The sequence below is a fragment of the Actinophytocola sediminis genome, assembly GCF_054779715.1.
The window spans coordinates 22,172-31,675 of record NZ_BAAGXS010000109.1; the positions used below are offsets into that span (position 1 = coordinate 22,172).

Genomic DNA, 9,504 nt, shown 5'->3' on the forward strand with positions numbered 1-9,504 from the left:
GAGGTTGGGTACTCACTGACAAGAATCCAGCACGCATTGTAAATATATTACAAGGGCTGGCGGAGTGAAATACGCCGTTTCCCGCACCGCGTTGATGCGGTCAGGCCACGACGATCGTCTGTCCGTCCACTCGTGACACGAGTTCGCCGACCACCGGCGCGCCCGGAATCTCCCCGGCCACCAGCAGGCCGCCGGAGGTCTGCGCGTCCGCGAGCAGCAGCGCGGTGTCCTCGTCGATCGCGTCGAGGTCGGCGTGGTCGCGCACCCAGTCCAGGTTGCGCCGCGTGCCACCCGGCACGTAGCCGGCGCGCAACGCCGCCCGCGCGCCGTCGACGAACGGCACCGCGGCGGCGTCGAGCACGGCGGTGACCCCACTGGCCCTGGCGAGCTTGTGCAGGTGGCCGAGCAGCCCGAAGCCGGTCACGTCGGTGGCGCAGGTGATGCCGGCGGCCAGCGCGGCGGTCGCGGCGTCGGCGTTGAGCGTGGTCATCACCTCGATCGCGTGCGCGAACCGCTCGCCGGTCGCCTTGTGCCGGTTGTTGAGCACACCGAGGCCGAGCGGCTTGGTCAGCGACAGCGGCTGGCCGGCACGCCCGGAGTCGTTGCGCAGCAGGCGATCCGGGTGGGCGAGGCCGGTGACCGCGAGGCCGTACTTCGGCTCCGGGTCATCCACGCTGTGCCCGCCGGCGAGGTGGCAGCCGGCCTGGCCGCACACGTCCGCGCCGCCGCGCAGCACCTCGGCGGCCAGCTCGAAGGGCAGTACCTCCCTCGGCCAGCCGAGCAGGTTCAGCGCGACCACCGGGCGCCCGCCCATGGCGTAGACGTCCGAGAGCGCGTTGGCCGCCGCGATGCGTCCCCAGTCGTAGGCGTCGTCGACGACCGGCGGGAAGAAATCCGTGGTGGCCACGATCGCGCGGTCGCCGTCGATGCGCACCACCGCCGCGTCGTCCCCGTCGTCCAGGCCGACGAGCAGGTCGTCGGCCGGCGGGCGGCGCAGCCCGCGCACGATCTGCTCCAGCTCCCCCGGCGGGATCTTGCAGGCACAGCCGCCGCCGTGCGCGTACTGGGTCAGCCGGACTTCCTCGCTCATGTCGGTGATCCTCTCGCGCCGGGCCTGTCACGATGTACCCCATGCCCCGAGGAGGCGCTTCCGGCCTGGTGACCGGCCCGGTCTTCAACACCGGTGAACGGCAGGTCCTGCCGTTGGCGGGTTCGATTCCCGTTCGCCTCCGCCAGGGCGGGTGTGCGCATGGCTGACCCGCGCCGGCGCATCCCGCGTACCGACGTCCTGCTGGCCGACCCCCGGCTGACCGAGGCCGCCCGCAGGCTCGGCGCGCCGCTGGTGAAGGCCGCGGTGACCGCCGCGCAGGCCAGCGCGCGCGCCGGTGAGCTGGCCGTCGAGCGGATCGCCGAACACGTGGTCGCGACGCTGCCGGCCACCGCGTCGACCGCGCGTCAGGTGCTCAACGCCACCGGCGTGCTGGTGCACACCAACCTGGGGCGCGCGCCGCTGTCGGCCGCCGCGCTCGAGGCGATCCAGGCGGCGGGCGGCACCACTGACGTGGAGTTCGACCTGGCCACCGGCCAGCGGGCCCGCCGAGGGCGGGGCGCGCTCGGCGCGTTGGCCGACGCGGTGCCCGACGCGGGCGGCGTGCACGTGGTCAACAACAACGCGGCCGCCCTGCTTTTGTGCGCGCTGGCGCTGGCCGGGGACCGGGAGATCGTGCTCAGCCGGGGCGAGCTGGTGGAGATCGGCGACGGGTTCCGCATCCCGGAGCTGTTGGCCGCCACCGGCGCCCGGCTGCGGGAGGTCGGCACGACCAACCGCACGTCCCTGGCCGACTACGCCGCCGCCCTCGGCCCGTCGACCGGGTTCGTGCTGAAGGTCCACCCGTCGAACTTCCAGGTCACCGGCTTCACCGCCGGGGTCGAGGTCGCCGAGTTGGCCACGCTGGAGGTGCCGGTGATCGTCGACATCGGCTCCGGGCTGCTGCGGCCGGACCCTGTGCTGCCCGACGAGCCCGACGCCACCTCGGTGCTGCGCGCGGGTGCGGCGCTGGTCACCGCGAGCGGGGACAAGCTGCTCGGTGGCCCGCAGGCGGGCGTGCTGCTCGGCCGGCACGACCTGGTCGAGACCCTGCGCCGGCACCCGGCCGCCCGCGCGCTGCGGGTCGACAAGCTCACCCTGGCCGCGCTGGAGGCGACCCTGCGCGGCCCGGCGCCCCCGGTGTCGGTGGCGCTGCACGCCGATCCGGCGACGGTGCGCGCCAGGGCCGCGCGGCTCGCGCGTGAGCTGACCGGTCTGGGGGTCGACGCGACCGTCGTCGAGTCGGTGGCGGTGGTCGGCGGTGGCGGTGCGCCGGGGGTCGAGTTGGCCAGCGCGGCGCTGAGCCTGCCGGCCGACTACGCCCACCGGCTGCGGGCAGGCGATCCGCCGGTCGTCGGCCGGGTCGACCATGGCCGGTGTCTGCTCGACCTGCGCACGGTCGCGCCGGAGCAGGACCAGGTGGTGGCGGACGCGGTGGCGCGGTGCACGTCGTAGTCACCGCGGGGCATGTCGACCACGGCAAGTCGACACTGGTGGCCGCGCTGACCGGGATGGCGCCCGACCGGTTGGCCGAGGAGTCGCGGCGCGGGCTGACCATCGACCTCGGGTTCGCCTGGACCGAGATCGACGGCACGACGCTGGCGTTCGTCGACGTGCCGGGACACGAGCGGTACGTGTCGAACATGCTCGCCGGGGCCGGCCCGGCGCCCGCCGCGATGGTCGTGGTCGCCGCGGACGAGGGCTGGCGGGCGCAGTCCACCGAGCATCTCGCGGCGCTCGACGCGTTCGGGGTGCGGCACGGGCTGGTGGTGGTGACCAAGGCCGACCGCGCGGACCCGGCCGAGGCGATGGCCGAGGCGCTGGCCCGCGTTCGGGCGACGAGTCTCGGCGAGGTCGGGGCGGTCGCGGTCAGCGGGCGCACCGGCTCGGGGCTCGCGGCCCTGCGCGCCGAGCTGGTCGCCATGACCGGCCGGCTGCCGGTGCCGGACGGGGACGCGGACGTGCGGCTGTGGGTGGACCGGGTGTTCACCGTCCGGGGCGCGGGCACCGTGGTCACCGGGACGCTCGGCGCGGGCACCGTGCGCGTTGGCGACGTGGTGGCGATCGCCGGGTCCGGGCGGCAGGTGGTCGTGCGGGGGCTGCAGACGCTCGGCCGGCCGGCCGAGGTGGTGGGGGCGGTGGCCAGGGTCGCGGTGAACCTGCGCGGTGTCGACCGGGCGGAGCTGCGGCGGGGCGACGCGCTGGTGGCCCCGGCGGCCTGGCGTACCACCGACGAGGTCGACCTGCTGCTGCGGACAGACGCGGTGCTGCACCGGGAGTTGGTGCTGCACGTCGGCGCCGCGGCGGTGCCCTGCCTGGTCCGTCCACTCGGGACAACCTGCGCGCGGCTCGTGCTGCGCACCGCGCTGCCGTTGCGCGCCGGGGACATCGGCCTGCTGCGGGACCCCGGTGAGCACCGGATCGCCTGCGGGGTAGAGATTCTGGACGCGGCGCCGCCCGCGCTGACCGGCCGGGGCGCGGCGAAGGCCAGGGAGCGGGAGCTGGTCTCCGGCGACGCGGCGCCGGCTCATCTGCGGCGGCACGGCGCGACGCCGGTGGCCGCGTTGCACGCTCTCGGCTGGGCGCCGCGCGGGGTGCTGGTCGGTGGCTGGGCGGTCGATCCGGAGCTGCACGAACGGTTGCCCGGCCTGGCCGCCGAGCGGTTCGCCACCTGGTCGGCGGCGAACCCGGTCGCGGCCGGCATGCCGGTCGCGACGCTGCGGCAGTCGCTGCCGGTGCCCGAGGAGGTGTTGTCGGCCGCCATCGCCGGCACCGGCCTGACCGTCCACAACGGACTCGTCCGGCCGGCGGGCGCGGTGGCCGCCCTGCCGGCCGAGGTCGACCTGGCGGTGACCGAGCTGGAGCGAAGGCTTGCCAGCGCGCCGTTTTCCGCCCCGGCGGCCGACGCGCTGGCCGCGCTCGGTCTCGGCGCACGCGAACTGGCCGCGGCCGAGCGCGCGGGCAGGCTCGTCCGGCTGGCCGAGTCCGTCGTGCTCGCCGCCGGCGCACCGGCGCGCGCGGCACAGGTCCTCGCCACCCTGCCGGCCCCGTTCACCGTGAGCGACGCCCGCCGCGCGCTGAACACCACCCGCCGAGTCGCCATCCCGCTACTCGAACACCTCGACGCCACCGGCATCACCCGCCGCACCCCAACCGGCACCCGCCACCTCCGCCCCTGACTCCGCCCCTGACCCGCCCGTCCACCGCAGCGAAGGGTCCCTTCGCTGCGGTGGACGCGGTGATGGGACCCTTCGCTGCGGGTCAGCTGGGCCTGGCCGGCCGACGGGATCCGGTCGGCGGTGGGTGAAATGGGTCGCGCCAGGTGGGCTGAGGCGTTAGCTTGCGCCTGGGCACCGCCGGGTGCGCCGCGATCAGCGAGGGGGCCAGGGGATGTCTGTGCGGACCGATCGGCTTGGCGTGTTGCTCGACCAGTTCGATCGGGCGCGGGAGATGGCGCAGGTGCGCCTGGCCGGACTCGGGGACGAGGAGTACCTGTGGGAGCCGGTGGCCGGGTGCTGGTCGATCCGCCGGCGGGACGCGGCCGTGACGCCGAGGGCGTTCGGGCCGGGCGAGTGGGTGCTCGACAGCGGCAACCCGGACATCCCGGCCAACGAGTACCCCGAGATCGCCCGGCAGGTCGCCAGCGGCATGACCATCGCCAAGATCGCCGAGGACTGGAGCGTGACCGTCGAACGGGTCGAGGAGGTGCTCGCGCACACCGGTCCACTTGAGCCGGACGTGTCGCCGATCACCACCATCGCGTGGCGGCTGGGGCATCTGCACCTCAACTTCGCCGGTGTTCTGGAGTGGACCTTCGGCGCGCGGCGGGAACCCAAGCTGCTGGTGGACTTCACGCCATCCGCCGCCGTCGAGCTCGAGCGGTTCTTCGCGCTGATGGACCGCTGGCACGACAGCATCGCCGCGGTGACCGAGGACCAGCTCGACACGATCGGCTTCTCCCAGTACCCGTACGGCTCCGACCCCGACGACCCGTTCATCTCCGTGCTGTCGGGGGCCAACCTCGAACTGATCCACCACATGGCCGAGATCGCGCTGCTGCGTGACCTCTGGCAGGCGAAGGCCTGATCAGGAAACCGGCAGCAGCTGTCGCCAGCGTTCCAGAGTCGGTTCCTCGGCCAGTTCCACGAAGTCGGCGTGCACGCCGATCTCGCGCAGCGCCTCCACCAACGACATCATGCGGATCGAGTCGAAGCCGTGGTCGAGCAGGTTGTCCTGCTCGCCGATGGTCTCCGGTGGCACGTCCAGGATCTCGGCGATCCGCTCCCGGAGATCACTCATCGACCCGCCTCCCCTTGGGTGCGGTTGAGAGGCACGGGGCTCCATCACACCTTCTCCTCCATTGTGGACAGCAACGTGGTGGTTGTGGTGACCACGGCGGCGCGGCCGGCCGCGTAGCGCAGGGCCATGTCGTGGTCGGCGCGGGAGAAGTCGGCGACCGCGTCGGCCACCAGGAACGCCTGGATGTCGCGCATGAACGCGTCGGTCGCGGTCATCAGGCAGCCGATGTGGGCGTAGATGCCGGTGACGATCAGCTGGTCGCGGCCGGTCTCGGCCAACAGGTCCTGTAAACCCGTGCGGTGGAACGCGGTGTAGCGCCACTTCGTCAGCAGCGTGTCGCCGGCCAGCGGCGCCAGCTCGTCGACGATCGCGGCGTCGTGCGGGTCGGCGCCGACGCCCCGGCCCCACATGTCCAGCTGCAGCCCCCGTTGCTGCGCGTTCTGCCCGCCCGGCTGGGCGGAGAACACCACCGGCACCCCGAGCCGCCGGCACGCCAGCGTGAGGCGTTCGATGTTGCCGACCAGCTCGGGCACCGGCGCGCCGGTGAACGCGCGCAGGAAGTAGTTCTGCATGTCGTGCACCAACAGCACGGCCCGCTCCCGGCACGGCAGCCAGGGCACCCGGTTGGCCGGCAGATCGGCAGCGGTCGGCATCCGGTACGGGTCGATCGCGGGCAGTCCGATCTTCGTGGTCGTCTCGGTCATCGGTCACCACCTTCCTCGGCGAGGTTCTCCTCGATAGCCCGGCGCAGGTCCCGCCTGCTGGTCTTCCCGACGCCGGTGTACGGGAAGCGGTCGACCAGCTCGACCCGGTCGGGGATCTTGAACGCGGCGAGCCCTCGGGTGCGCAGGAACCGGCGCAGCTCCGCGGCACTCGGCCGCTCGGCCGTGGGGATCACGAACGCGCACGTGCGCTCCCCCAGCTGAACATCGGGCATCGCGACCACCGCCACGTCGTGCACGCCGTGGTGGGCCAACAGGTGGTTCTCCACCTCCTCGGCGGCGACCTTCTCGCCGCCCCGGTTGATCTGGTCCTTCACCCGGCCCTCGACCACCAGATGCCCGGATGGCAGCAGCCGCACCAGGTCCCCGGTGCGGTAGAAGCCATCCTCGGTGAACGCGATCCGGTTGTGCTCCTCGGCGCGGTAGTAGCCGCGGATCGTGTACGGGCCGCGGGTCAGCAGGTGCCCCGGCTCGCCGTCGGGCACCACCACCTCGTCGGGGTCCACGATGCGCAGTTCGTCGTCGGCCGAGATCGGGGTGCCCTGGCTGATCCGGACCAGCTCCGGCGGGTCGTCCGCGCGGGTGTAGTTGACCAGGCCCTCGGCCATGCCGAACACCTGCTGCACCCGGCAGCCCAGCGCCGGGGTGATCCGGTCGGCGACCTCGGCGGCGAGCTTCGCGCCACCCACCTGCAGCAGCGCCAGGCTCGACAGGTCGTGGCGCTCGCGGGCGGCGGATTCCAGCCACAGCAACGCGAGCGGCGGCACGACCCCGGTGATGGTCACCGCTTCCCGTTCGATGATGGGAAAAACCACGTCGGGGTTGGGCGCGGGCGCGAGCACGACGGTGGCGCCGGCGTGCAGCGCGCCGAGCACTCCCGGCGAGCTGAGCGGGTAGTTGTGCGCGACCGGCAGCGTCGCGAGGTACACCGATTCCGTGGTGAGGCCACAGATCTCGGCGCTTTCCCGGACGCTGTACAGGTAGTCGTCGTGGGTGCGCGGGATGAGCTTGGGCACGCCGGTGCTGCCGCCGGACAGCTGGAGGAACGCGACCTGGTCGGCGGTCGGACCCGGCGGCGGCGGGCCGTCGGTGGGGATCGCGGACAGCGCGGTGAACGGGCCCGGCTCGCCGGCGACCAGCACGTGCCGGTTCCCCGGCAGCTCCTTGGCGATCGTGCGGTAGTCGAATCCGGTGTGCCGGTCGGGAATCACGTAGGCGACCGCGTCGGTGTGCGCGCAGAAGTAGCTGATCTCGCTGTACCGGTGCGCGGGCAGCGCGAACACCGGCAGCGCGCCGAGCCGGAACAGGCCGAAGATCACCTCGAGGAACTCCGCGATGTTCGGCAGCTGCACGACGACCCGGTCGCCGGCGTGAATCCCCAGCGCGCCAAGGCCGACGGCCATCCGGGTCGCCCGCTGGTCCAGCTCCCGGTAGGTCCACCGCCGGTCGCCGTCGACGACCGCGACCCGCTCCGCGTGCCGCGCCGCCCGGTCGGCGAGGAACGCGCCGAAGGTCTCCCCCGTCCAGTACCCCGCTGCGCGGTAGCGGTCGACGAACTCCGCCGGCCACGGCGTGTGGTCCATCAGCCGTCCTCCTCGATGCCAAGCGCGGACAGGAAAGTACGGAACTTGGCGGCGGTCTCGGCCAGCTCGGAGTCCGGAGTGGACCCGGGCACGATGCCGGCGCCGGAGTACAGCCGCAGCCGCGTCCCGTCGACCTCGCCGCAGCGGATCGCCACCACCCACTCGCCGTCGCCGGTGGCGTCGGTCCAGCCGACGAGTCCGGTGTAGAACCCGCGGTCGAACGGCTCCAGCTCCCGGATCAGCGCGCGGGCCTGGGGTGTCGGGTCACCGCACACGGCGGGGGTGGGGTGCAGCGCGACCGCGATGTCCAACGCGGACACCTCGATCGGCACCTCGGCGGTGATCCGCGTCGACAGATGCCACATCGTCCTGGTGGGTAACAGTTCCGGTGTCGGGACCACGATCCGCCGGCACAGCGGGGCGAGCCCGTCGGCCACCGCGGTGACCACCAGCTCGTGCTCGCGCCGGTCCTTCACCGACGCCAGCAACGCGGTCGCGTTCCGCCCGTCGCGCACCGGATCCCGGTCGCGGGGCGCGGAGCCGGCCAGCGGGTTGGCCAGCATCACCGTGCCCCGCCGGGACACCAGCAGCTCCGGGCTGGCGCCGAGCAGCGTGCGGTCGCCGAGGCCGACGCCGAACGTGTATCCGTAAGGGTGGCGGTCGACCAGCGCGACCAACAGCTCCCGCGCGTCGATCCGGTGCGTCGAGGTCAGCTCGCGCACCCGGGAGAGCACCACCTTGCGCAGCCCCTGCCCGTCGAGCCGGCTCAACGCGCGCGCCACCCCGGTGCGGAACACCTCCGGGTCGGCGTCCCGCCACGTCCACGACCGCGCGGGGACCGGCAGGGGCAGGCCGTCGGCCGGGTGTCCCGGCGCGGCCCGGCGCACCGTGCCGGCGACCGCGAGCCGCGCGGGCGTCCCGGCGTCGAAGGGGATCGCGCCGACGACCGTGGCGTCCCCGGTCAGCGCGGCCCTGGCCGCCGCGACGGTGGCCAGCTGGTCGCCGAGATCGTCGGCGAACAGGGTGCCGGCCGGGGTGGACAGGAAGAACGCGCCGGCGTGGTAGTCACGCAGCAGGTCGGCGGTGCCCGGTGGGGCGTCGGCCTGGATGGTCGACACGGGTGCTCCGTTCTCGTCGGTCACGCGCGGAGGGTCGCCCCGCCGTCGACATACAGGTCGTGCATGGTGATGTGCCGCGCCCGGTCGGACACCAGGAACAGCACGGCGTCGGCGATGTCGCCCGGCTCGGCGATGCGGCCGAGCGGGATCCCGGTCCGGTAGTCGGCCAGCGAGCCCGCGATCACCCGGCGCGCGCCGTGCTCGTCTGTCCACAGTGAACGCTGCATGTCGGTGTCGGTGGAGCCGGGCGAGACGATGTTGCACCGGATGCCGTGCGCGGCCAGTTCGAGGCCGAGGCAGCGGGTGAACATGGTCGCGGCGGCCTTGGACGCGGCGTAGGCGGCCATGCCGGTGCGCGGCACCCCGGCCGCGTTGGAGCCGACGGTGACGATGCTGCCGCCGCCCCGGGGCACCATCCTGGCGGCGACCGCGCGGGCGAACAGGAACACCCCGGTCGTGTTCACCGCGAACGTGCGCGCCCAGTCGGCGTCGGTGGTCGCCAGCACCGGGCCCGGGGTCAACACCCCGGCCACGTTCACCAGGATCGTGACGTCCCCGAGGCGGCGTTCGGTCTCGGCGACCACGCGGTCGACCGCGACCGGGTCGGCCACGTCGGCGCCGAGCGCGAGCACCCGCCCGCCGACCGCGCGCCGCGCCGCGGCGGACCGCTCCACGGCCGCCGCGTCGACGTCCAC

The 9,504-nt window shown here is 73.8% G+C and carries 9 protein-coding genes and 1 tRNA gene; 4 read left to right on the forward strand and 6 right to left on the reverse strand.

The window, feature by feature from the left end; all coding sequences use genetic code 11:
• Positions 1-100: 100 nt before the first annotated feature.
• Complete coding sequence (gene selD / locus ACYVIP_RS44250) at positions 101-1,090, reverse strand: selenide, water dikinase SelD (protein WP_460407201.1); 990 nt, start codon at positions 1,088-1,090, stop codon at positions 101-103.
• A 50-nt stretch (positions 1,091-1,140) separates the two neighbouring features.
• Between selD and ACYVIP_RS44255 the strand changes: the two genes are divergently transcribed.
• The 4 genes from ACYVIP_RS44255 (at position 1,141) to ACYVIP_RS44270 (ending at position 5,173) form a co-directional block, all read left to right on the forward strand.
• Positions 1,141-1,235, forward strand: a tRNA-Sec gene (locus ACYVIP_RS44255).
• Between the two features lie 14 nt (positions 1,236-1,249).
• Positions 1,250-2,542 (forward strand): L-seryl-tRNA(Sec) selenium transferase, encoded by a 1,293-nt coding sequence (gene selA, locus ACYVIP_RS44260; protein ID WP_460407202.1) that lies wholly within the window; start codon positions 1,250-1,252, stop codon positions 2,540-2,542.
• Positions 2,530-4,266 carry a selenocysteine-specific translation elongation factor gene (selB, locus tag ACYVIP_RS44265; RefSeq protein ID WP_460407204.1) on the forward strand — a complete coding sequence of 579 codons (1,737 nt, stop codon included), beginning with the start codon at positions 2,530-2,532 and terminating at the stop codon, positions 4,264-4,266. The genes selA and selB overlap by 13 nt, the downstream gene beginning before the upstream one ends.
• 211 nt (positions 4,267-4,477) lie before the next feature.
• The gene (locus ACYVIP_RS44270) at positions 4,478-5,173 is read left to right on the forward strand and encodes a DinB family protein (protein ID WP_460407205.1); all 696 of its coding nucleotides are present in this window, start codon (positions 4,478-4,480) and stop codon (positions 5,171-5,173) included.
• Here ACYVIP_RS44270 and ACYVIP_RS44275 read toward each other — a convergent pair whose 3' ends face one another.
• Genes ACYVIP_RS44275 through ACYVIP_RS44295 form a run of 5 tightly spaced genes read right to left on the reverse strand, consistent with a single transcriptional unit; the run spans position 5,174 to position 9,504 of the window.
• A complete protein-coding gene (locus ACYVIP_RS44275; protein ID WP_460407207.1) occupies positions 5,174-5,386 on the reverse strand; it encodes a phosphopantetheine-binding protein in 213 nt (70 codons plus the stop codon).
• Between the two features lie 44 nt (positions 5,387-5,430).
• A complete protein-coding gene (locus tag ACYVIP_RS44280) occupies positions 5,431-6,090 on the reverse strand; it encodes an isochorismatase family protein (protein ID WP_460407209.1) in 660 nt (219 codons plus the stop codon).
• The gene (locus ACYVIP_RS44285; protein ID WP_460407210.1) at positions 6,087-7,691 is read right to left on the reverse strand and encodes a (2,3-dihydroxybenzoyl)adenylate synthase; all 1,605 of its coding nucleotides are present in this window, start codon (positions 7,689-7,691) and stop codon (positions 6,087-6,089) included. Before ACYVIP_RS44285 ends, ACYVIP_RS44280 begins: the two co-directional genes overlap by 4 nt.
• On the reverse strand, positions 7,691-8,833 hold the full coding sequence (locus ACYVIP_RS44290) for an isochorismate synthase (protein ID WP_460407212.1): 1,143 nt from the start codon (positions 8,831-8,833) through the stop codon (positions 7,691-7,693). Before ACYVIP_RS44290 ends, ACYVIP_RS44285 begins: the two co-directional genes overlap by 1 nt.
• Positions 8,830-9,504, reverse strand: a complete 675-nt coding sequence (locus tag ACYVIP_RS44295; protein WP_460407213.1) for a 2,3-dihydro-2,3-dihydroxybenzoate dehydrogenase — start codon at positions 9,502-9,504, stop codon at positions 8,830-8,832. The genes ACYVIP_RS44290 and ACYVIP_RS44295 overlap by 4 nt, the downstream gene beginning before the upstream one ends.

Coding starts and splice junctions, on each gene's coding strand:
- selD (WP_460407201.1), bottom strand. CDS start 1,090: ATGAGCGAGGAAGTCCGGCTGACCCAGTACGCGCACGGCGGCGGCTGT.
- selA (WP_460407202.1), top strand. CDS start 1,250: ATGGCTGACCCGCGCCGGCGCATCCCGCGTACCGACGTCCTGCTGGCC.
- ACYVIP_RS44270 (WP_460407205.1), top strand. CDS start 4,478: ATGTCTGTGCGGACCGATCGGCTTGGCGTGTTGCTCGACCAGTTCGAT.
- ACYVIP_RS44275 (WP_460407207.1), bottom strand. CDS start 5,386: ATGAGTGATCTCCGGGAGCGGATCGCCGAGATCCTGGACGTGCCACCG.
- ACYVIP_RS44280 (WP_460407209.1), bottom strand. CDS start 6,090: ATGACCGAGACGACCACGAAGATCGGACTGCCCGCGATCGACCCGTAC.
- ACYVIP_RS44285 (WP_460407210.1), bottom strand. CDS start 7,691: ATGGACCACACGCCGTGGCCGGCGGAGTTCGTCGACCGCTACCGCGCA.